Annotated in this window: 21 protein-coding genes and 1 pseudogene; 17 read left to right on the plus strand and 5 right to left on the minus strand. The window is 43.4% G+C overall.

Annotated elements, in window-relative coordinates; translation table 11 throughout:
• Positions 1–34: 34 nt before the first annotated feature.
• Entirely contained in the window at positions 35–538 is a 504-nt protein-coding gene (locus BM021_RS11060; protein ID WP_143074328.1) for a transposase, read from the minus strand.
• Positions 539–728: 190 nt separating this feature from the next.
• Here BM021_RS11060 and BM021_RS11065 point away from each other — a divergent pair, with 190 nt between their 5' ends.
• From BM021_RS11065 to BM021_RS11075, 3 genes are all read left to right on the plus strand, one after another.
• Positions 729–881 (plus strand): hypothetical protein, encoded by a 153-nt coding sequence (locus tag BM021_RS11065; RefSeq protein WP_177186364.1) that lies wholly within the window; start codon positions 729–731, stop codon positions 879–881.
• 520 nt (positions 882–1,401) lie between these two features.
• Positions 1,402–3,048, plus strand: a complete 1,647-nt coding sequence (locus tag BM021_RS11070; protein WP_090721095.1) for a two-component system sensor histidine kinase NtrB — start codon at positions 1,402–1,404, stop codon at positions 3,046–3,048.
• Complete coding sequence (locus tag BM021_RS11075; protein ID WP_090721096.1) at positions 3,041–4,447, plus strand: sigma-54-dependent transcriptional regulator; 1,407 nt, start codon at positions 3,041–3,043, stop codon at positions 4,445–4,447. The genes BM021_RS11070 and BM021_RS11075 overlap by 8 nt, the downstream gene beginning before the upstream one ends.
• 59 nt (positions 4,448–4,506) lie before the next feature.
• On the opposite strand, the gene BM021_RS11080 is transcribed toward BM021_RS11075, so the two are convergent.
• Together BM021_RS11080 and smpB are read right to left on the minus strand one after the other, a co-directional pair.
• Complete coding sequence (locus tag BM021_RS11080; RefSeq protein ID WP_090721122.1) at positions 4,507–5,529, minus strand: COX15/CtaA family protein; 1,023 nt, start codon at positions 5,527–5,529, stop codon at positions 4,507–4,509.
• 51 nt (positions 5,530–5,580) lie between these two features.
• Positions 5,581–6,024: an SsrA-binding protein SmpB gene (gene smpB / locus BM021_RS11085; RefSeq protein WP_090721097.1), complete on the minus strand. Its 444-nt coding sequence runs from the start codon at positions 6,022–6,024 to the stop codon at positions 5,581–5,583.
• 90 nt (positions 6,025–6,114) lie between these two features.
• Here smpB and BM021_RS11090 point away from each other — a divergent pair, with 90 nt between their 5' ends.
• The 4 genes from BM021_RS11090 (at position 6,115) to BM021_RS11105 (ending at position 8,040) form a co-directional block, all read left to right on the plus strand.
• Positions 6,115–6,552: a type II toxin-antitoxin system RatA family toxin gene (locus tag BM021_RS11090; RefSeq protein WP_090721098.1), complete on the plus strand. Its 438-nt coding sequence runs from the start codon at positions 6,115–6,117 to the stop codon at positions 6,550–6,552.
• A complete protein-coding gene (locus tag BM021_RS11095) occupies positions 6,539–6,841 on the plus strand; it encodes an RnfH family protein (RefSeq protein WP_090721099.1) in 303 nt (100 codons plus the stop codon). Before BM021_RS11090 ends, BM021_RS11095 begins: the two co-directional genes overlap by 14 nt.
• Positions 6,842–7,145: 304 nt before the next feature.
• Positions 7,146–7,478, plus strand: a complete 333-nt coding sequence (locus BM021_RS11100) for a DUF3467 domain-containing protein (protein ID WP_090721100.1) — start codon at positions 7,146–7,148, stop codon at positions 7,476–7,478.
• 88 nt (positions 7,479–7,566) lie between these two features.
• The gene (locus BM021_RS11105) at positions 7,567–8,040 is read left to right on the plus strand and encodes a hypothetical protein (RefSeq protein WP_090721101.1); all 474 of its coding nucleotides are present in this window, start codon (positions 7,567–7,569) and stop codon (positions 8,038–8,040) included.
• A gap of 122 nt (positions 8,041–8,162) precedes the next feature.
• Here the strand turns inward: BM021_RS11105 and BM021_RS11110 are convergent, their stop codons facing one another.
• Positions 8,163–9,152 carry a cupredoxin domain-containing protein gene (locus BM021_RS11110; RefSeq protein ID WP_090721102.1) on the minus strand — a complete coding sequence of 330 codons (990 nt, stop codon included), beginning with the start codon at positions 9,150–9,152 and terminating at the stop codon, positions 8,163–8,165.
• Positions 9,145–10,860: a multicopper oxidase domain-containing protein gene (locus tag BM021_RS11115; protein WP_090721103.1), complete on the minus strand. Its 1,716-nt coding sequence runs from the start codon at positions 10,858–10,860 to the stop codon at positions 9,145–9,147. Before BM021_RS11115 ends, BM021_RS11110 begins: the two co-directional genes overlap by 8 nt.
• Before the next feature lie 374 nt (positions 10,861–11,234).
• On the opposite strand from BM021_RS11115, the gene BM021_RS11120 reads away from it, so the two are divergent.
• The 10 genes and pseudogenes from BM021_RS11120 to BM021_RS11160 all read left to right on the plus strand — a co-directional run bounded on the left by BM021_RS11120 (position 11,235) and on the right by BM021_RS11160 (position 23,194).
• Positions 11,235–12,368 (plus strand): efflux RND transporter periplasmic adaptor subunit, encoded by a 1,134-nt coding sequence (locus BM021_RS11120; protein ID WP_090721104.1) that lies wholly within the window; start codon positions 11,235–11,237, stop codon positions 12,366–12,368.
• Between the two features lie 36 nt (positions 12,369–12,404).
• On the plus strand, positions 12,405–15,503 hold the full coding sequence (locus tag BM021_RS11125; protein WP_090721105.1) for an efflux RND transporter permease subunit: 3,099 nt from the start codon (positions 12,405–12,407) through the stop codon (positions 15,501–15,503).
• Between the two features lie 184 nt (positions 15,504–15,687).
• Positions 15,688–16,098, plus strand: a pseudogene (locus BM021_RS16160) (shikimate kinase); the annotation flags it as partial.
• 108 nt (positions 16,099–16,206) lie between these two features.
• Positions 16,207–17,307 (plus strand): 3-dehydroquinate synthase, encoded by a 1,101-nt coding sequence (gene aroB / locus BM021_RS16165; RefSeq protein WP_256207881.1) that lies wholly within the window; start codon positions 16,207–16,209, stop codon positions 17,305–17,307.
• Positions 17,300–18,421 (plus strand): deoxyguanosinetriphosphate triphosphohydrolase, encoded by a 1,122-nt coding sequence (locus tag BM021_RS11135; RefSeq protein WP_090721107.1) that lies wholly within the window; start codon positions 17,300–17,302, stop codon positions 18,419–18,421. Before aroB ends, BM021_RS11135 begins: the two co-directional genes overlap by 8 nt.
• Positions 18,422–18,590: 169 nt before the next feature.
• The gene (gene hemE / locus BM021_RS11140; RefSeq protein ID WP_090721108.1) at positions 18,591–19,664 is read left to right on the plus strand and encodes a uroporphyrinogen decarboxylase; all 1,074 of its coding nucleotides are present in this window, start codon (positions 18,591–18,593) and stop codon (positions 19,662–19,664) included.
• Positions 19,665–19,693: 29 nt separating this feature from the next.
• Positions 19,694–20,383: a response regulator transcription factor gene (locus BM021_RS11145; protein WP_090721109.1), complete on the plus strand. Its 690-nt coding sequence runs from the start codon at positions 19,694–19,696 to the stop codon at positions 20,381–20,383.
• Positions 20,364–21,638, plus strand: a complete 1,275-nt coding sequence (locus BM021_RS11150; protein ID WP_090721110.1) for a sensor histidine kinase — start codon at positions 20,364–20,366, stop codon at positions 21,636–21,638. The genes BM021_RS11145 and BM021_RS11150 overlap by 20 nt, the downstream gene beginning before the upstream one ends.
• Positions 21,639–21,873: 235 nt before the next feature.
• On the plus strand, positions 21,874–22,830 hold the full coding sequence (locus tag BM021_RS11155) for a sodium-dependent bicarbonate transport family permease (protein ID WP_090721111.1): 957 nt from the start codon (positions 21,874–21,876) through the stop codon (positions 22,828–22,830).
• Between the two features lie 49 nt (positions 22,831–22,879).
• Positions 22,880–23,194 carry a DUF190 domain-containing protein gene (locus tag BM021_RS11160; RefSeq protein WP_090721112.1) on the plus strand — a complete coding sequence of 105 codons (315 nt, stop codon included), beginning with the start codon at positions 22,880–22,882 and terminating at the stop codon, positions 23,192–23,194.
• Positions 23,195–23,285 lie beyond the last annotated feature (91 nt).

A 23,285-nucleotide genomic window follows, 5' to 3' on the forward strand; every position in this document is an offset into this window, starting at 1 on the left:
CAGCTTGGTGCCTGATAGTCAAAAGCAATCAGCTCTATGCCATCATCCAGTGCCACCAGTTCGTTTCTTCCACCAATGCTCTTTGTAATGGCTGGTTGAGACGCAGAGCAATCAGATAATGCATGCTGCGTTGATCTAAATCATCCAGAAATACATGCTCACTAAAACCACTATCTGCCCGAAGCAACGCAACCCGTTTGCCAGCCAGCTTATCCAAACTGTCATCCAGGAAGGCTAGTGCATTATTGGCATTATGGCTGTTGCCTGGTCGCAGCCATAGATTGGCTACCATACGAATATCTGAAACAAAGGCCATCAAAGGATGGTGAGAATAGCGCCCGCGCTTGCGCGGGTTGTAGCCTCGTGCCGCCCCTTCTTGCTGACCATAGCGTGTCATCACCGTTGAATCCAGATCCAGTGTCAAACCATCAACTTGAAGATTGCTAAAAAACCAGCGGTACAATTCACCAAATACCCGCATGTTCATGCCTTGATCAAACTTCCTAAACAACCGCATAATTGCTTTGAAATTGGCCATACGTTTGAAACCGAACAGCTTCAAACCCTCCGGAAGAAAAACATGCACCAATCAAATTACCCTAATTCACCAAATTATCCTTATTTCTAACAACTTATTCTAATGGCTTCCATTAGAAAATTCCTCTAATGGAAAATTTGGGTTTAAGGCAGTAACTTCCGAAGCTGGAAAAAATCTGGGCAGGCCTCTGTTGGAAACATTATTGCAGGGTGCACCGGCTGACATTATCGCGGTGCGTGGCAACCCGTTTTTGAGGTTTAAATTGTTGGAATATCCCGACCTGGTTATTTCGGGCGGTCACATTATTGTGAATGAGTTTAAGAAAAACAAAGAAAATCATTAAAAGCACAGTATGAATCAATCTTCCTCAAAACTCCCGGCAAAGCCTGATCGTACTGTACCGTATTTCTGACCGGTGCGGCAGTGATAGTGATAGAACTTGTTGGTACCCGCCTGCTTGCACCCTTTTATGGTGCCTGCCTTTATGGCTGGACTTATCTCATTCTGTCACACTGATTCATCAATTCATGCTACAGAATCAAAATATTATGAATTGTTTAGATTAAACTAGCCAAATTCCTTCATCTATTTTTATTGATAGGCACTAAAAAACACGATTAATCCTCATTTGCCAAAGCAAAAGAATTGCTATGCTAAAGGCTGTCAGGTCAATCCAGACTCAAACGCAATCGATTTGTAAGTTACAATTTTTGATTGGAAATTAATCAAATCGCCATTCTAGAAGTCATGGCAGCTGATAAGGAAATTGGAATAGCGATACTGACTGATTGGATGATCAAAAGCCGTCGCCACGCTAACAACAAACACTGTCATCTACAAGTCTTCATCCTAAGCTTACTGTTGTGTCTACTTATTCATTACAAACAAAATATTCAACATTGCTACCATCTGATTCTGGAATTATAGAACATGATCATACTAATCAATACTGGCGCTCACTCTTCTATTTCAATATCTATCGATTAGTTATTAGCAGCATTCTGGTAATTATTACCTGGAAATTCCACTTTACCAGTTTCGGTTCATACCACTACTTGCTGTTTCTCTATGCGGGTTTAGGTTATGTGCTTTTTGGCAGCCTATCTATGCTGTTTATTAAATTACGACGTCCCAACTTTAGTTGGCAGTTAACCATTCAAGTGCTGGGCGATATTGTTTTTTTCTCTGTCATGCTCTATGCCAGCGGTGGTTTACAGAGCGGTTTAGGCGGCTTGTTATTAGTATCACTCGCCGGTGCCGGATTGATCAGCCGTGGCCGGATGGCGCTGTTTTTTGCATCCATTGCAACCATTAGCCTCTTACTGCAAGAAACCTATGCGTTACTCACAATTGATTTCTACTCTGCCCAATACTCACAAACAGGTCTATTAAGCATGTCGTACTTTGCAGTTGCTTGGCTAGCGCATCAATTAGCCAAGCATACGCTGGTCAGTGAGCTGCTTGCAAAAGAACGCGGCATTGATCTGGCAAATATGGCACAAGTCAATCAGCTAGTAATCCAGCATCTCCAAGAAGGTATACTGGTCGTCGATAAAAATGGAAATATCCGACAACATAATACTTATGCTGAGAAATTGCTTGGCCTGAATGCCTCCGCTAACAAAACGGAACTACTCAAGCTAGCTGATTATGTACCTGAAATAGCAGATCGACTTGCCAACTGGCAAGGTGATAGTGATATTAGTTTCGATTTATTGCGACTAAATCACAGCAATACCTTAGTCCGAACCCGGTTTCTTCCTATACGAACAGATTCTCGCAGTGGTGTTGTTATTTTCCTCGAAGATATCGGACGTATAGAGGCACAACTACAGCAATTAAAGCTTGCTGCATTAGGCCGATTAACAGCAAATATCGCGCATGAAATTCGTAATCCTCTTTCCGCTATCAATCATGCTGCTGAACTTCTGGAAGAAGAACAGCTTGCCAATAATGCAGATCCTCGTCTGATTCGCATCATTTGTGATAACACTAAGCGTCTCAGCAAAATCGTCCAGGATGTACTGCGACTGAATCGGCGCCACATTTCAAAGTTTGAGGTTATTGATGTGAAGGAGTTTATTCGTAATTTTCTTGAAGAATTTTGCCAGACCGAAAATATCAATATAAATAAGTTCATATTCAATTCTTCAAAAGGTTATTTGATTAACTTTGATCGTGATCATTTGAGCCAAGTATTATGGAATTTATGCCGCAACGCATGGAGGCACTGCCGCAAACAGGCCGGCAGTATTCACATCGAATTGTCTGCTGGAACCAATAAAAATAATGTTTACCTGGACATCATTGATGATGGGCCGGGCGTTGCACCGCAACAAATTAGAAAAATTTTTGAGCCATTCTTTACTACTGCCGCTGGTGGCACAGGTTTAGGCTTATATGTTGCTCGTGAATTGTGCGAAGCCAATCAAGCGTTATTGGAATATATTGAAGGCCCTATGGGTGGACATCTTAGAGTCATCTGCAAGAACAGTAGTATTTATGAATAGAGAGCGAACCATTCATTCACATCGGAATGCTCCTTCTCCTGCGATACTTATCGTGGATGATGAGCCTGATATTATCGAGTTGCTTGAGCTAACATTAGCCCGTATGGGAATGGAAGTTTCCAGTGCAAAATGCATCAGTGAAGCAAAAATATTATTGCACTCACGGCAGTTTCAGTTATGTTTTACAGACATGCGCTTACCTGATGGCGAAGGATTGGATCTGGTGAAATATATTGCCCACCATTGCTCAGATTTGCCTGTTGCAGTTATTACTGCATATGGCACTACAGAAAATGCCGTTGCTGCTCTAAAAGCCGGAGCTTTTGATTATTTATCCAAGCCAGTCTCGCTAAAACAGTTGCGTGATTTAGTTAAATCGGCCTTAAGCCTACCTCCGCTACAAACAGGATCTGCAGTACAAACCAAATCGAATCAGCGTGTATTGCTGGGCGAGTCTCAGCCGATGCGCCAACTCCGTGCTACTATTGAAAAGCTTTCCCGCAGTCAGGCTTCCGTTTATATCAATGGTGAGTCAGGCAGTGGCAAGGAATTGGCAGCTAGAATGATTCATGAAAAAAGCGCACGACACAAACAGGCGTTTATTGCTGTCAACTGTGGCGCCATTCCAGAGAATTTAATGGAAAGCGAATTTTTTGGTTATAAAAAAGGCGCCTTTACCGGTGCAGACAAAGATCATGATGGATTTTTCCTGATGGCTAACGGTGGCACTTTATTTCTTGATGAGGTCGCCGATTTACCATTAATTATGCAGGTCAAACTGCTTAGAGTTATTCAGGAAAAACAGGTTAGAAGACTCGGCGATACGCAGGAAAGAAATATCGATGTACGTATTATCAGTGCTACGCATAAAAAACTTGGTCATTGTGTTGAAACCGAGCAATTTCGTCAGGATTTGTATTACCGTCTGAATGTGATTGAATTAAACATGCCGGCATTGCGTGAGATGCGCGAGGATATTCACCTTATTGCAGAAGCAATTCTTGCTAAGCTATGTCAAGAAGCTGCACGCCCTCTATGCATCCTTAAGAAAGATGCGCTAACAATGCTTATGAATTATAACTATCCAGGTAATGTTCGTGAGCTTGAGAACATCCTTGAACGTACATTGGCGCTTTGCTCAGATACACAAATTGGCAAAGAAGAACTGCAATTACCCCATACTCAAAAAGAAATTTTGCAAAATACCGATAGCCTAGCGCAAGTTAGTGACCCAGGCCTGCCTTTGCAGGATTTCCTTGACAAGCTTGAGAAAGATTCCATCATAAAAGCTCTGAATCAGAGCCGATATAATCGTACAAAAGCAGCCAAAACATTGGGTATCACTGTCCGATCACTGCGTTACCGGATGGAGCGTCTGGGGTTAAATGAAAGAGCGTAAATTTACTGATCCAAGATATACCTGGCAATTAAATCACGCATCAGATTACCCAGGCTTGCCTACCCTCGAATGTGTAATCGATGACTTACCCACAAGGATGCTGCAAACAACAATACCGCCCCACCTTGATGTGAAGCTGCCAATGGAATCGGCACTACGTGCAATAAAGTCGCTATCCCCAGGCTGATCTGTATTGCCAGCATCAGCAAAAAAAGATTACACGCCAGGCGCGTCGCGCCCGACAGTTCGAACTTGCGTGACTTGAACCAGAAAAGCGGCACTGTAAAAGCCAAGAGCCAGGCAATCAAACGGTGGTCAAATTGTACGGTCGTCATGTTATCAAAAAAATTGCGATACCACGGTTCCAGAATAAAGAGGTCTGGTGGAATCAAATATCCATTCATCAACGGAAAAGTATTGTAGGCTAAACCCGCGCGAATGCCGGCGACAAAACCACCGGATAACACCATGATGAAAATCAGTATCGTTAAACCAAGGGAAAACCGTTGCAACCCTTGTATCCTTTCATTTGGTTCAGAATTAGCACTTTTCGGTGACAATAAATCCAATGCGACCCAAAACATGGCGGCAAAAATGACAAATGCCAGCCCTAAATGTGCAGTAAGGCGGTACTGACTGACATGTGGGTCATTGATCAATCCGCTCATCACCATATACCAGCCCATAAATCCCTGTAACCCGCCCAATATAAATATTCCCGTGAGTTTGATTCCAAGCGGCCGATCAATTTTCTTTTTTATCAGAAAATAGACAAACGGAATAAAAAATACCAAACCGATAAGCCGACCTAACAGACGATGAAAATATTCCCACCAGAAAATACTTTTAAACTCATCGACACTCATGCCTTTATTGACTTGCTGATATTGCGGTGTAGCCCGATATTTTTCGAGTAACACATCCCAATCCGCTTGGGTAATCGGCGGTATGGTACCGACAATCGGCTGCCATTCGACGATAGAAAGTCCTGAATCGGTCAAACGCGTAACACCGCCGACCACTATCATGGCAAATACCAGGGCACAACAAATAAGTAACCAGATCGCAATAGGTTTTTGCATAGTCATAAAAATGAAAGTTATTTCTGAAATTTAATTTAATTAATTATTGCTTTATTTAGCACGCATTAAACGCTGCTTAGTGCGCTCCCATTCTTTTTGTTTCTCGGATTCGCGTTTATCATGTTGCTTCTTCCCTTTGGCCAAGCCTATTTCCAGTTTAATCTTGCCGGTTTTGTAATGCATGTCCAGCGGAACCAGTGTATACCCGGCGCGCTCAACCTTACCGATCAGTCGCCGGATCTGCTCTGCATGCAACAACAATTTGCGTGTTCTCACCGAATCAGGGTTGATATGGGTTGAAGCCGTTTTAAGAGGGCTGATATGACACCCAATAAGATATAATTCACCGTTACGAATGATAACATAGGCTTCTTTTAACTGGACTCGACCATCACGAATGGATTTGACTTCCCATCCTTCCAGCACCATGCCTGCTTCGTACTTCTCCTCGATAAAATAATCATGAAAGGCTTTTTTATTTTGTACTATACTCATACAGGAATGAAATAGGTGGGAATCATTAAAATTTGGTGTATTTTATCAGTTTTTCAGTATTACCTCATTGATGCGGGGTGATTAACTTTTATGGCAGAAATAGAAAAAACCGTTTTGGTTGAATACTCAGCAAGCCAAATGTTTGCGCTGGTCGATAATGTGGAGGAATATCCAAAGTTTCTTCCGTGGTGCGGCGGTACTTCCGTAAATCCCCAGGATGAAGTCACTACGCATGCGACCATCAAAATTGACTATCATCATATCCAGCATAGCTTTACTACCAAAAATAAACGCTTTCCACCAGATTTGATAGAAATGAGCTTACTGGACGGTCCATTTGAACACTTGGATGGCTACTGGCAATTTATTCCTTTGTCAGAAAATGCATGCAAAATAAAATTCCGGCTCCATTACACGTTCTCTCATAAGATTCTTGAGAAATTTGTAGGCCCGGTATTTCACATGATCGCAAATAGCTTTGTGGAATCCTTTATTGATCGGGCGGAAGCGATTTATGGCAAACCATGACGATATTCTTCCGGTCGAAGTGGTTTATGCATTGCCACATACACAAGTCTTCAAAAAACTCAATGTATCTGTAGGCTGCACGGTTGAGCAGGCCCTAACATACTCAGGAATTCTAGCCCAATTTCCTGAAATCGATTTAGCCAAAAACAAATTGGGCATTTTTGGTAAATTCGCACAACTGAACACCCTGTTGCAACCTTATGATCGAATAGAAATTTACCGACCACTCATTATTGATCCAAAAGATGCCAGGAGAATGCGTGCCAAAATTAAAATATCCAACCCGTAGCATTCACGGTTTGAATCAACAATTACACTGGGGTAGGGACATCTGTTACTGCCTGCTGCTCTATCTTGCCCTGTGGCCAGTATCTTCGCCTGAGCAATAGTTCTTACTTCTATTAGAGTATGCTAATAAAACTACCTTAATTATCAGTTAGTTTTACCTTGGATTAAAGTACGACACTCCTTCGAGACACAAACTGGAAGTTTCTTTCCGATGATTAATTATGCTCATAATACTTAAATGTAGATTATGATGCATTCTGAAATCAGGCCAGACGGTTTCGCTTCATTTAAATTTGGAGAATTTAATGTCAGATATTAATGATATACAAAATGAAAATAGAACATTTTTCGCTGGACCTCAAGCTATGCAAGTGAATATCAAAATGCAACACGGCGAACATACAGGGCAACCCCTTTACTCTAATTTTGCATCAGTGCAAGCCGGACAAGGCGTCGTCATCGTAGATTTTGGATTTCTTGATCCGCAAATCATTCACGCATTAAATCGTTTGGCTCGATCAGGTGAAAAAATGCCCGATACGGTTAATGCGCGAATGTCATCCAGAATGGCAATCAGTATCGACGCAGCCAGCAATCTATCCCAGCAATTGAATCAGCTGCTTCAGAAAAAAACCTAAAAAGCTGGGTGCTTGCTTAATTCCAACAAAGATGAAATTAAACTACCGGAAACACGATATATTCATATAATAATCAATAGGAAAAAATATGGCAGAGCAAACTGGTACATTCACAGGAAATAAAGAAAACACTTCGCAATCACATGCCATGCAAGTAAAAATCAATCTGCAGCAGAGCGAACATACAAGCCAACCTTTTTACGCCAATTTTGCATCAGTGCAAGCCGGACAAGGTGTCGTCATCGTAGATTTTGGATTTCTTGATCCACAAACCATGAACGCATTCAATCGCATGATTAAATCAAGTGAAAAAATACCCGCCACTATCAATGGGAAAATGTCATGCAGAATGGCAATCAGTATCGACGCAGCCAGTCAACTGACTCAGCAATTGAACCAATTATTGCGTAGAAAAGTAAACTCGCAGATGCCCGTGGAACAGGAAAATGCCACTGATCAAACGAAAGAAAAAGCTCCGAGCGACAATTATTCGAATGGGAAAAACAATGCCCCAGAAAATAGCCAGAGTGGATTTCGATTTCCTTGGTCTAGAAAAAATTGAATCGATAAAAATTTCTCATGGTGGAAAATGGAGATTATCTTCACAACAAAACCAATCAGACGCATTCAAATTTGAATATACCTGATTGGTTGCAGATTAAGCTGAAAGATTATTACACCAGCCTAATCACTCACATCCTTTTTTCGGAAAGGAATTTTCTTAAGAATAGGAATACTCAGCAACCCGACAAGAATACCGATCAGCATCATTCCATAATTTTGTAAGTTATTATTGGTAAATGCAGTAATTTGCCGCATCATAGCGCTCTGATCAGCTTTGTCTGAGACTTTGGGCAAATCTTCAGCTTTATAAGTATCGGTTAAATTGTATGGCGTCAATCCAGGAATACTGGGTATATTTTCCCCTCCTCTTCCAACGACCAATTGCGCTTTCATTCCTTTTTCCATGTGGTGAGCAATGTCGCAATGTACCAGGAAAGTATCATCTGTTCCCGGCACAATGATGGTACCAGAAACAGTCTTAGGACCAGTCACTTCAAGATGAAACATGCCATATTTATATAAGTACTTTGGTAGACCATGCATCATAAATTGATGACGTATATTATCTTCATTGACAAAATGCCAAGTTACTTTCGCACAAGGCTTAACATTCCATTGCTGTTGATCAAATGCAAAAGTAGTGCCGGGAAATTTCGCTGCGTACTTCTTGCCCGCACGGACGGTAATTTCAACTTCTTCTGAAATGCTTTTACAGCTGCTGGGAAGTTTATCCAGATTTTGCCCCATAATCATGGTGCCTTCATGATCCATAAGGTGATCATGGTCCATGTGATGATGGTGATGAAGATCACCATGTTCTGTGGATTTAGTATCGTGAGTAGTGTGATCAATGGTATGGTCATGTTCCATCTGGTGGTCGGGCTTGGCATGCTCACCTCCATGATCTACCGCAGGGCCTCTACCTTCACTCATGCGATGACCGCTATGATCATGATCATGATCGTGATCATGCTCATGTTTCATCACGTCATGTCCACCATGATCATGGTGGACGTGCTCGTCTGATTTAGTTTGCTGCTGGGCAATTGCATTTGCGCTGAAGGCAAGCATACCTACCAGTAAGAAAGCAACCGTTGTAGTCTTAGCCATTATCGGCACCTCCTTTTGGGCTTTTTAGACGCGAAACCGCTGCCAAAGCTGTTTGTTTGATTTGCTGCCGTTTGGCAACGATCAAATAGATAAAAAGCCCTATCAGTAATCCGTATAGAATATTAAGCAATGATTTTTGGGTCGCAGCATCTAGACCCGTCTGTACGCCAGGTGAACCCAGGCTTGCCGTATCATCGAGATCCTGCCAAATAGGTAATCTTCTCTGATAATATTCCTTAGTAAAAAATTGATTTAAACTAATGCCAAAATGACTGACCTTGGGCATGCCATTCTCAGTCAGGTACGATTTGAATACGATTGAGCTTATACTGCCACCTTCAGCCATACCATTCGTAGTAAATCCTTTCTCCCGATGATCATGGAACAACCAATCACCCTCCCCATAGCTATGCTTTCCATCGTTGGTGGTGTTCAATGCGAGATCAAGGCGCTGAGCTGGGGCTATATCGAAAACATCCCGCATGATTTGCGCAGCAGGATTATGCTCTACACCATCATAATGCGTAATCGTAGCATGATGACCGTGTGTGTGTAGGGCTATCATTTCGCCACCGCTGTTTAGCACGCGCAGTTTAACTTTCTGATCAGGCTCAACGATTATGAGAGACTCTCTCAATGTGTAAGGAAATGACAAGCCGTTCAGAGTAAAGTAATCTTCTTTTGAATCAGTAATATCATAACGTTGATTCATATCGCGTGCGATCAAGCGGGGGTCATTATATTTTTGAATGATGTCACCGAGCTTTTTGTCCATCGCGTGATAATGCAGATCATATTCCTGATCAAATTGTTCACGTACAGCAACAGATGGGTGGCGAACATGACCACCGCCAATATTTAAGGTTTGCAGCCAGTTATTGGGTCTGTTTTCTTCAACAATGATAATCCCGGCTAACCCCAGCGCTATATGGGTATGAGCCTGAACATGACAGTGATAAAACATGGTGCCTGATTGGCGTGGCTGAAATTCATAGATTTTCCGTCCGCCTGGCATCAATTCCACTTCACTGGTTTGCGGTACACCATCATTGCCGCCGTACACATGATGTGAGAATGGATGGTCTACACCGTGTAAATGTATACTGTGGGGAAAATAATGCGTATTTTCCAGCACAATTTGCACAATATCACCCTGCTCAACGCGAATAACTGGTGAAGGAAGTCTGAGCAGTGGATTAGCCCTGACGCTCTCAAAATTCTCTGTCGACATCCCGCTGGTTTTTGGAGCAAATACCCAGGCACCTGGCTGTATGCCAGGCGCGATATCGAAAGTTGGAATCAGCCCTGGGAAATCGGGAGATCGGCCATTCAATTCTATGACTTCCAGCTTGATGATGATTCGATCGGGATCACCATCGCCATCCAAATCATCAGTTTTAATGATGGCATCCGGTGAAAGCCCCGTTTTCATCAGAGTTTCCATCGATATATTATTGGTTCCCTTGACCGCTGCTGCAATCCAGGCGGGATTATCGGGGCTGCATCCAGGCGATGCCTCAATTTTGACCCCTTCAATTTCCTGAGCTTCTCGCCATGAAGGTGAAATTTTCGGATCACACATCGGCTCAGAGTTTAATGCTGCCGGATCAACTTTTACTGTTTCCGGCAGCTTCAGAGAAGCCTGAGCAATGATCGATGATAACATGATGTAGAAAGTCAATATGGCAATAAAAATATGAATAGGCATATCAACGCACCTTTAAAATTTGTCTCATATAAAATAGTAGAATTGGTCAGATCATATTGTTCTGATTTTTTTACGACCGGTCTCAGTTAGTTGTTAATAAATTGGATATGACAGATCTGCAGGTACAACAAATTCGTATAACAGAGTATCTGTAGGCAGGTAAGTTATGAATATATCTGTGCAATACTTCTATATTATCCGTCAGGCTATCATCTCAATTATTATACAGAACCCTCTTATGTTTTTGTGGTTTTTCCGCAGACCACCGAATTGCGGATCTTCAGCTTATAAAACTAGAGGTTTATCCGGGTAATTTTATAATTTCATCGGCACCGATATCGAACTAATTTCTATACTTAAAACGGAATAATGCAATGCACACATCGGCAAGGAAGCGATGCACTTTTTTTTCCTGTTACTGGCTGGTAAGTTTGTTTTTGAATGGGTGTGCGGATAACGAAGTATATACGGCATCTCCTGTTGATAGAGCCATTGCAGTCACATTCATCATTGCAGAGCCGGTCAATATGCCCGGTAGCCTGGAAACGATTGCACAGACAGAAGGTGCGAAAGAAATCGAAATTCGGCCACGGGTGGGAGGTATTCTGCTTAAGCGACTTTATGCAGAGGGTATGGCAGTTGAAGCTGGACAACCATTATTTCTGATTGATCCGGAGCCTTTTCAGAATGTTTTGGCAGAAGCCCAAGCAGGATTGCTTGAACAGAATGTCCGGGTCATGCGTGCCCGAAGTGAAGAAAGCCGGCAACGGCAATTACTCGATGCAAACTTTGTTAGCCAACGTGCTTATGATGCGTCAAAAGCAGATTTGGCTGTTGCAGAAGCTGCCCTACAAGCAGCTAAGGTTCGTGTTCAGCAGGCAGAACTCAATCTTTCTTACACCACCGTCAAAGCACCTGCCCATGGCGTGACCGGCCGTTCGCTTGTATCCGTCGGCACCCTGGTATCCGCCAATAACAGCTTGCTGACAACACTCACTCAGCTATCGCCAATATGGGTACGTTTTAGTTTCTCAGACAGTGAAGTAGCGCGATTAGGCGGACATCTAAACGATAAAAATGTACATAGCGTAACAATGGTTTTACCTGATGGATCCGAGTACTCGCAGACAGGCAAAATCAACTTTGCCGCTAGTAAAATTGACCCATTACTTGGAACCCAGCAATTACGGGCAACTTTTGATAATACCGGCCAGCAAATTTTGCCTGGTCAATTTGTCCGAATAAGAATTACTGCGGGGGAATCGAGACAGGTCTACCTAGTACCTCAGGTTGCAGTACTGACTTCGGATCTAAACAGGTATGTTTATGTCATCAATAAAAACAATGAGGTCATTCAGCGCCCGGTCATTGCGGGTGACTGGATTGGTAAAGATTGGGTTATTCTGGATGGTTTGCATGCAGGTGATAAAGTCGTTGTAGACAATCTCATCAAACTAATGCCTGGAAAAATAGTTGATCCTCAATTACGTGCTATTCCACCCTCTTAATCAAATACCGTTTCATCAATAAATAGCGAGGCGCATATGGTCAATTTTTTTATCGCACGACCGATTTTTGCCTCAGTTTTATCGATCATCATTGTTCTGGCTGGACTAGCTGCTGTGACGCAATTACCGATTGAACAATATCCGAAGATAACACCTCCCACGGTCATCGTAACAGCAACTTTTCCCGGTGCCAGCGCTGAAACCATCATAAAAACTGTTGCCGCTCCGATTGAGGAAAAACTCAGCGCCATTGAAGGCTTGCTGTACTTTAGTTCAAGCGCTGATTCAAGTGGCCGGTTAACAATTACTATCACATTTGAGATTGGAACCGATATTGATCGTGCTACTTTCAATGTCAGCAATGAAATCAATACAGCATTGGCGCGTTTACCTGACGAAGTAAGACGCACGGGTATCACCATTCAAAAGCGTTCCAATGATCTGTTACTGGTTTTTGCGGTGACTTCTAAAGATCCCAGGCATACACAGCTGTTTCTAAGCAATTTTATTACGAGCAATATTCTGGATGACTTAAGACGCATAAGCGGCGTTGGTGAAGCGAGAATCTTTGGAGCACAGGATTACTCCATGCGCATATGGTTGCGGCCAGACCGAATGGCGCAGCTGGGTATTACCGCTACGGATGTCGCAAATGCCATTCGAACGCAAAATGCGCAGCAAGCAATCGGAAAAATTGGTCAGGAACCAGCATTAGCTGATCAACAATTGGTTTACACCGTCACCGCCAAAGGACGGTTATTAGAACCAGAGCAATTTGAAAATATTATCTTGCGCTCGGGAGGAGCACATGGTGTGCTTTATCTCAAAGATGTCGCGCGCATAGAACTTGGTGCGCAAGACTATGCGACCCGCACATTGCTCAATGGTGAACCCGGTTTAGGAGTTGGTATTTTTTTGCGCACCGGCGCCAATGCTCTGGAAACATCAGCAGTGGCTAAAGCCAGGATGGATGAGCTGAAGCACTATTTCCCCGAGGGTGTGCAGTACGTGATTTCTTATGATACCAGCCTATTTGTTAAAGCATCCATTTGGGAAGTGGTAAAAACCCTGGGAGAAGCCATGCTGCTGGTAGTCCTGGTTGTTTATCTGTTTTTGCAAAACTGGCGTGCCACATTGATTCCAGTCATCGCCATACCGATTTCTTTGATTGGTACTTTTGCTGGACTATGGCTGCTGGGTTACTCGATCAACACCCTAACCCTCTTTGCAATGGTGCTTTCGATTGGTATCGTCGTTGATGATGCGATCGTTGTGCTGGAAAATATTGAACGTTTAATGACACAAGAAAAACTACCACCGATGAACGCAGCCTTCAAAGCAATGGAACAGGTATCCAGTGCGGTTGTGGCCATGACGATGGTACTGGCAGCCGTTTTCATACCCGTTGCTTTTCTAGGCGGCATAGCTGGGGCACTGTATCAGCAGTTTGCGGTAACAATCGCTGTAGCCGCCGTTATCTCCGGTATTGTCGCCTTAACATTGACTCCTTCCTTATGTGCATCGCTACTGGCACCCGCTCATCGTCAAGCGGCTTTTTTTACTTGGTTTAACAGGCATTTTGAGCATCTGCGAGGATTTTATGTCGGTATGGTGAGCTTGAGCCTTCGCCATGCTACGAGAAGTGTACTGATCTTTCTGATAATGATTATTGGCCTAATTTATCTGGTAAGAAATATTCCAGATAGCTTTGTTCCACCAGAAGATCAAGGTTATGTTATTGCGTCAGTCATATTGCCCGATGGAGCAACGCTTGCAAGAACGATCCAAACGGCAAGCGCCATTAATACTGAGATGGCAAAAGAGCCTGCAGTGGCTTTTCAGTTTGCGGTCAATGGACTGGATTTTATTGGTGGTGGTAACAAAACCAACGTAGCAACCTTGTTTGTACGTTTGAAAGACTGGTCAGAACGCGCCACTACCGCTACCGATATTGTCAATAAGCTATCTCTGGTTGGCGCGCAACAACCCGATGGCTTGGCTATTGCTTTTAATCCACCGGCCATTCGCGGTTTGGGCAATACGGGTGGGTTCGAGTTCTACGTTCAGAGCCGCACAAATTCAGATACCGCGCAATTGGCTGGTGTAGTGAATGATTTTATGCACACCTTGAAACAGGAACCCAGATTGGCAACGGTCAATACTTTTTTGAGATCATCGGTTCCGCAATATTTTATTGAAGTGGATGAAGCTAAAGCTATTGCGCAAGGCGTTTCGGTTGCAGATATCTATACTACACTGCAGAGCACCATGGGATCATTTTATGTCAATGATTTTAACCGCTCCGGCCGGACATATCGCGTGCAACTGCAGGCCGAAGCCACCTATCGCATGAAACCTGAGGACCTAGGAAAAGTATATGTACGCTCAGAATCCGGCGCCATGATTCCCTTGTCAGCATTGAGCAAATTAAAACCTATCGTGGGCGCCGAGCAATTGGAACGATTCAATGGATTGTTAGCGGCAAAAATAGTGGGAAGTGCCACACGCGGTATCACCTCCGGTGAAGCCATTGCATTGATCGAAAGTATTGCAAGAACATTGCCGGATGGCTATCAGATCGCCTGGACCGGTGCAGCATTTCAGGAAAAAAAAATGGGTTCAGCAGCTATTTTTGCTTTCAGCCTGGCTGTCGTGATGGTTTTCTTGATTCTGGCAGCGCAATTTGAAACCTGGGCACTGCCGCTGGCTGTCATTATGGCTATTCCTTTTGCAATGGTAGGTGCTTTAGTAGCGATTTTGTTACGTGATATGCCCAATGACGTTTATTTTCAGATAGGCATGGTCACGTTAATCGGGCTGACAGCAAAAAATGCGATTCTACTGGTTGAGTTCGCAAGCCAGAGAATGAAACAAGGTATCGATGTTACACAGGCAGCCATCCAATCAGCGCAACTTCGTTTCCGGCCTATCGTCATGACTTCTATGGCTTTCATATTGGGTGTTGTGCCTCTGGTGATTGCAACCGGCGCTGGTTCAGCGGCACGGCAATCGATGGGAACAGGCGTTTTTGGCGGAATGATTATGGCAACTACTGTTGCGACAATATTTGTGCCGTTATTCTTTTCCTGGCTGGTTAAAAAACCCCGCAACTCGGAGGTGGACCAAGCGCAATAAAGCAACCAGCACTACTATTATCAAAATCTGTTAAAAAGACTCAAGACAACTAGTTTCAACAGTGCGGATTATCAGTACTACAGGCAATTCAGCTACAATCACAGGTATGACTTTAAGCAAAACGAAAATACTCCAGCCTATCCAGAAAAAATTGGAGGATATCAATATTATCTTAATCGGTATGATGGGTGCCGGGAAAACAACCATTGGTAGAGCATTAGCAAATTCTCTGGGTAAAGAATTTGTCGATTCTGATCATGAAATCCAGGAACGTACCGGTGTAAAAATTCCAGTGATATTTGAGATTGAAGGTGAAACTGGCTTTCGTAAACGAGAATCTGAAGTGCTGACTGATCTGGTTAAGAAAGATAACATCATTCTGGCTACCGGTGGCGGTGCAGTTCTGAGTCCAGAAAATCGTCAATTACTGAAGCGGAGCGGAATCGTTATCTACCTGCGGGCATCGGTTAATGATTTATATCGACGTACTCGGCACGATAAAAATCGACCTCTTCTTCAAACCCAAAATTTATTTGCAAGATTAAATGAACTTTATATTCAGCGCGATGCTCATTATCGCGAAACTGCGCATATCATTATCGATAGCGGAAAACAAGGCGTACGCCATTTGGTACAAAAACTTATCAATAAACTAGTTTCTATTAATCTTGATCTTTTCCAACTCCATGATACCCCCAATATGATGCAAACCATTTCGGTAGACTTTACCCCGTCCTCAGAAAAACGCAGCTATCTGATACATATCGGACATGGCATTCTGGAACGAGTTGACTTGATCTTATCCTGCTTGCCACAAAAACGTGTTGCCATCGTAAGCAATACTACCATTGCCCCGCTATACCTGGAGAAATTACGCGCCGCTCTAGAAAAACATGGGGTTATTTCTGTTCCTATTATTCTGCCCGATGGTGAAGTCCATAAAAATTGGGAAACTTTAAATCTGATTTTTGATGCGCTGCTTCAAAACCACTGTGAAAGAAATACTGCTATATTGGCACTTGGTGGCGGCGTGATCGGTGATCTTACCGGATTTGCAGCGGCAACCTACTTGCGCGGCGTGCCGTTTATCCAGATACCCACAACCTTACTGGCACAGGTTGATTCCTCAGTAGGGGGTAAAACAGGCATCAATCACCAACTGGGTAAAAATATGATTGGTGCCTTTTATCAGCCGCGCATGGTATTGGCAGATAGCGCCACCTTGAATACTTTGCCTGATAGAGAATTGCGCGCAGGTCTTGCTGAGATTATCAAGTATGGATTGATCCGTGATCCTGCTTTCTTTGATTGGTTGGAACAAAATATGCATCGTTTATTGGCACGTGACCCAGTGACGCTGAATAAAGCGATTCAACGCAGCTGTGAAAACAAAGCTGAAATAGTGGCCGCCGACGAAAAAGAAAAGGGTATACGCGCTTTGCTGAATCTGGGTCATACGTTCGGTCATGCCATTGAAAATGGAATGGGCTATGGTGTCTGGCTACATGGAGAAGCAGTGGCAGCGGGCACTGTACTGGCAGCTGAACTATCCCGCCGCATGAAGCTGATCAATGAGGGGGATGTCAACCGTATACGCAAGATTTTTATACAAGCCGGATTACCGGTTACTGCACCTAAAATGCCACCAGAAAAATATTTGCAACTGATGATGCTGGACAAAAAAGTGGATGCGGGCAAAACACGCTTTATACTTCTGAACCGCATTGGTGAGGCGGTAATGCGAGCTGATATCCCGCCAGCACTACTTACCGAGACGATTTTGACTTGCATGACCGATGAATAAGCTGGCTGTGTATGCCGTATCTTCTCATAATTCACAGGGACGCAGGATTCATGAAGGATTACCTGCCGGCCGTAGTGAGTTCCAGCGTGACCGGGACCGAATCATCCATTCCGCAGCCTTTCGCCGCTTGGAGTATAAAACTCAGGTTTTTGTGAATCACGAAGGGGATTTATTTCGCACACGCCTTACACATAGCCTGGAAGTTGCACAGATAGGACGGTCGATTGCAAGAAACCTGTGTTTGAATGAAGATCTGGTTGAAGCAATTTCTCTTGCGCATGATCTGGGACACACGCCGTTTGGACATGCCGGCCAAGAAGCATTGAATGATTGCATGAGAGATTACGGTGGTTTTGAACATAACCTTCAATCCTTGCGGGTTGTGGATGTGCTAGAAGAACGATATGCAGCTTTTGATGGTCTTAATCTCTGTTATGAAACGCGGGAAGGCATACTCAAGCATGTTGCCAAAAAGAATACAGAAAAACTGGGCGAACTCGGAGAGCGCTTTCTGCAGCACAAAAGACCTTCCTTGGAAGCGCAGCTGGCAAATTTCTCAGATGAAATCGCCTATAACAATCATGATGTGGATGATGGCTTGCGCTCAGGTCTGATAACGCTGAATCAAATGGAACAAGTCTCTATTTTCTCGCGCCATTTAACACAAGTAAAAAATAATTATTCCACGCTCTCAGAGCGTCGCATGGTTTACGAAACTGTTCGCAGTATGATTAACACATTAGTTACTGACCTAACCCAGCAAAGCACTCTCAATATCAAGAATGCGAGTATTGATAGCCTCGCTGCTGTACGTAGCGCGCCACCACTGATCGGTTTTAGCTCGCAGATAAAAAAGGAACAGCAAGAATTAAAAAAGTTCTTGCATGACAATCTTTATCGGCATTTTCGCGTCGCGCGTATGAGCAATAAAGCACGTCATACCATACAGAGATTATTTGCGGCTTTTAGCTCGGAAATCCAATTGCTGCCTGCCGAATATCAGAAAAAGTTTGACCAGGAAGGCCACCAGGTGATTGCCGACTATATTGCCGGCATGACTGACCGCTATGCAATTAAAGAATATCAGCGTTTGTTTACAATTGCCGAAAACTAAATTCTCTTTATTCTTAGCCAGAAATCCATTTCCGGTAATAGATGTGCTTCTCTACCACATCGGTAATAGCCGGAATGATTATTCGCTGGTAATATGATTACTTAGAAAAAGGTTAATATTTGCTTAGCGACGGCCTTTTTAAAAAACAATAAGATATAGGCTTATTTTAATGACAAAACTCAAAAACGATACATTACTATGCGCATTGCTGAAGCAGCCTGTTGAATACACACCAGTCTGGCTCATGCGCCAGGCAGGCAGATATTTGGCGGAATATAATGCAACCCGCGCTCGTGCAGGAGATTTTCTTTCGCTATGCAAGAATCCCGCTTTTGCTACTGAAGTGACATTGCAACCACTGGCACGCTTTCCGCTGGATGCAGCAATATTATTCTCGGATATTCTGACAATTCCTGATGCAATGGGATTAGGGTTGTATTTTTCGCAGGGCGAAGGGCCCATGTTTGAACGTCCTTTACGTGAGGAAAAAGAAATTCATGCCTTGACAATCCCGGATCCCGATACAAAATTGCGCTATGTAATGGATGCTGTTTCAGAAATTCGCAAAGCGCTGGATAATCGGGTGCCGCTGATTGGTTTCTCGGGTAGCCCTTTTACACTCGCATGCTACATGGTTGAAGGTCGTGGCGGTACTGAATTTCGCGAAATAAAAACCATGCTATACCAACGTCCCGAATTGCTGCATCACATCCTTGAGGTGAATGCAAAAGCTGTGATGGCTTATCTTAATGCACAAATAGAATCCGGTGCGCAAACTGTAATGATTTTTGACACTTGGGGTGGCACACTTTCGGATGCGGCTTATAAAGAATTCTCGTTGCACTATATTCAGCAGATTATTGCTGGATTAAAACGTGAACAGGATGGTATGCAAGTGCCGAGTATCGTTTTTACCAAAGGTGGTGGTTTATGGCTGGAGGCCATTGCAAATATTGGTTGCGATGCAGTTGGCTTAGACTGGACAATCGATATTGGTGAAGCACGCCGTCGAGTAGGAGATAAAGTTGCTTTGCAGGGTAATCTTGATCCTTCAGTACTTTTTGCTTCACCCGAAGTCATCGCCTCAGAAGTTGAAAAGGTACTTGCCAGTTATGGTAACGGGAGCGGTCATGTCTTTAATCTGGGGCATGGCATTTCTCAGTTTACACCGCCCGAGAATGCGGCAGCTCTGGTGGAGGCTGTTCACTCATTAAGTCGTAAATTCCACTCCATGAAAACTTAAGAAAATTTGAATTATCATGTAGGTAACTCATGCATATACTGATTATTGAAGACGATCTGGCCATCGCAGCTAACCTTTATGATTTTCTGGAATCACGCGGACATAGCGCAGATGCAGCAGCAAATGGTATCGCCGGGCTTCATCTTGCTGTAACACAGCGATTTGATGCAATCCTGCTCGATTTAGGCTTGCCTGGCATGAACGGAATGACTTTGTGCCGGAAGCTACGGCAAGAATCACAGATTGACACACCGATTCTGATGTTAACAGCCCGCGACACGCTGGAAGATAAGCTGGCCGGTTTTGAGCAGGGAGCCGATGACTATCTCATAAAACCTTTTGCATTAAAGGAAGTCGAGGCTCGCTTGTTAGCACTGCACAAAAGACATATTGGTAAAGTTGCCAGCCGTAAGTTAGAATTTGACAAGCTTTCCTTTGACCCTAAAACACTTTCTATTCGGTTCGAGAACAAAAATGTGAAGCTTCCACCCAAGTGCATCCGTTTATTGGCGCTGATGATGAGTGAGCCCGGCAGGGTATTTAGTCGCGAAGAGCTTGAATTGGAAGCGTGGGAAGATGTTCAGGAAACAAGCGATACGCTGCGCAGCCATATGCATATTTTACGGCGGGCACTCACGAAAGCGGGCGGTTACGATCCCATCGAAACTGTCCATGGTCTTGGTTATTGCTTAACTTCTCGTGCTCACATTCCCGATTGAACACAGTCTGCGCTATCGTGTTGCAGTAACGCTAGCGACATTCAGTATCTTTATTGTTGGAACGCTTTGCATTATTCTCTATTTTGCTTCCGATAATATAGAAGAAGCCCACATCGAGCAAGTGATCAGAATGGAAATGGATCATCTTGTTCATCGTTATCAGGCGCATTCAGATTTTATTTCTCAAGTTGGTTCACATCTAAAAAGTTATGTTATCCATGACATGGATGACGAATTACAAATCCCTGCTTATTTAAGGGGATTGAATTCTGGTCACCATCGTATTAACTATGGTTCTGCGGATTTTCATGTCTTAGTGCACAGTATTGATGAAGTGAGGTTCCTGGTTGCTTATCGGATAGCACTTCATCAGCAGCGATTAAGCAAGCTGAGATTACTTATTCTATTATCCTGGGTGGCAGTAGTTGCTATCGCATTCGGAGTTGGCTATCTCCTTGCCGGGATATTGGTTAAGCAAGTAACCGATTTAGCTGAACGAGTCAATTTACTAGCTCCTGGAGACATTCAGGTTGGGTTACTGACCCAGCCCGATATGGACGAAGAAGTTGCACAGCTTGCAAGAGCATTGGATGATTATCAAAATCGCATTAAACGCATGCTCCAGCGAGAGCAAGAGTTCACCGCTAATATCAGCCATGAATTAAGAACTCCGATTACTACCATTCTGACCAGTTGTGAATTGTTGGTTGCAGAGCCCGATTTACCAAGCAGAGCGCATCATCGGATAAAAATGATCGAAGCCGCAGCTACGCGCATGGGAGAACAATTACAAGCCTTGTTATTTCTGGCACGAGAACAATCGCTAGGGGTGATGGAACCCGTTGCTATTGCCGAATGTGTTTTTGATGCTGTTGAACCGATATGTGCAGAAATGTATCGAAAAAAACTGGATTTTGAAGTAAGCATTGCGCCTGCAGTCACTGTGACCCTCAACCGTCAAGCTCTCCATACCGCACTGATGAATTTACTTCGAAATGCTGTGCAGTATACAGAAAAAGGCTTTATCCGCGTTGAATATCATAACCAGCGGTTATCAGTGTCAGATTCCGGCATTGGAATAGAACCAGCCTATTTACCATTACTTTATGAGCGTTTTTTTCGCGGTGCTACCCAAGGAGAAGGACTGGGCATCGGGTTGGCCATTGTCAAGAGAATCTGTGATCATTATGGCTGGCTTATCGAAGTAGATAGCACCCCTGGCAAAGGTACAACTTTTCATATTATTTTCCCTTAATCATTTGATTGATAATATTTTTATACTTCACGAATTCTTCACATTTCCTATGTTAACGTTTTGATCCTTAGAGTTTCGTAAATTTCAGACAAGAATTTCGGTTTATGTTTATTATTCTTTACTGAAACCATTCAGATAGCTTCTTCGGATTTACGATACTTTAAAGAGGGCTGCGATAAGTAAAGAATTTTTATAAGTAAAATTTATATATAATCAGGTAAATAGGGAGCATTGAATGACAACTATACAACCAGTAGTTTTATTTTTCGTATTTGGGGTTTTGGCAGGTGTAATCAAATCCGATCTAAAAATACCGGAGGCTTTATATAAGAGCTTGAGTCTTTTTCTATTAATCGCCATTGGCTTTAAAGGCGGGGTGTCGATGGCCAAGTACGAAATCATGGAGGTACTGCCTATTGCTGTCTCTATGGTTGTCTTAGCGGCACTGATTCCGCTGACGGCTTATCCGATATTGAGGTTCCTGGGTAAATTCACCCAGGCTGATGCAGGCGCTATTTCTGCTCACTATGGCTCGGTAAGTGCCGTGACTTTCGCTGTGGGTGTAGCCTTTCTGGCTGCAAAAGATGAGTATTCCGAAGGCTATATGGTGCTGATTATGGCGCTGATGGAGATACCCGCACTGGTAACCGGCACGATCCTGGCACGTGCAGGTGCTGGCGGCGAGAAAACCAAATGGGGCAAGTTGATGCACGAAATTCTGACTGGTACAAGTCTCTATCTATTGATAGCTGGCGTGATTATTGGGTACTACGCCGGTGTGGTGAAACTTGTATCGCCGCTGGATAAAATGTTTATGGACTTGTTTATGGGCGTGCTGGCCTTCTTCCTGTTGGAAATGGGTTTACTGGCAGCATCACGGTTGAAGGCGGTTATTGACAAAGGTATATTCATCATCGCATTTGGTATACTGTTCCCGTTAACGGCTGGAGTTTTTGGTGCTTACCTGGGCTGGATATTTGGCTTGTCAGAGGGTGGTACCATGTTATTGGCTGTCTTGTATGCGAGTTGTTCCTATATCGCTGCTCCTGCAGCTATGCGGATTGCCGTACCAGATGCGGATCCTGCACTCTCAATAGGCGCTTCGCTTGGTGTGACTTTCCCCTTTAATATATTCGTTGGTGTACCGATTTACTGGGAGATGGCGCATTGGTTTCATGGCATCCCAGTATAGAAACTATTAAATTTTATTTAATAATTATCTAACCTTTTTGGAAAAATTTATGAATAACACAATCGCAATGAAAAGATTCGAGATCGTTATCGGAATAGAACAGCTCGATCAGTTAATGGAATTGATAGAAAGAAATGAAACACGTGGATATACTGTTATCAAAAATGTAGGTGGCTATGGATCGCGTGGTGTGCGGGATCCTGATGATGTTTTGCTGGAACAGGAGAATGTTATGGTTGTTCTAGCCTGTAAAGAAGATCAGGCGCAAAAGTTACTTAATGAATTGAGGCCAGCGATGAAGAAATTTGGCGGTATGTGTCTGGTTTCAGATTGTAACTGGGTTGAAGGACCTATAGTTTCATAGCTTAAATTATTGTCTATCATACGCGCGATTTAAAGTAATGATCGCGCGTATGCCACAGATTAAGCATGCTATTCTTTAGGTTAATTTCAGA

The organism is Nitrosomonas sp. Nm166, assembly GCF_900112825.1.
Taxonomy (GTDB): Bacteria; Pseudomonadota; Gammaproteobacteria; order Burkholderiales; family Nitrosomonadaceae; genus Nitrosomonas.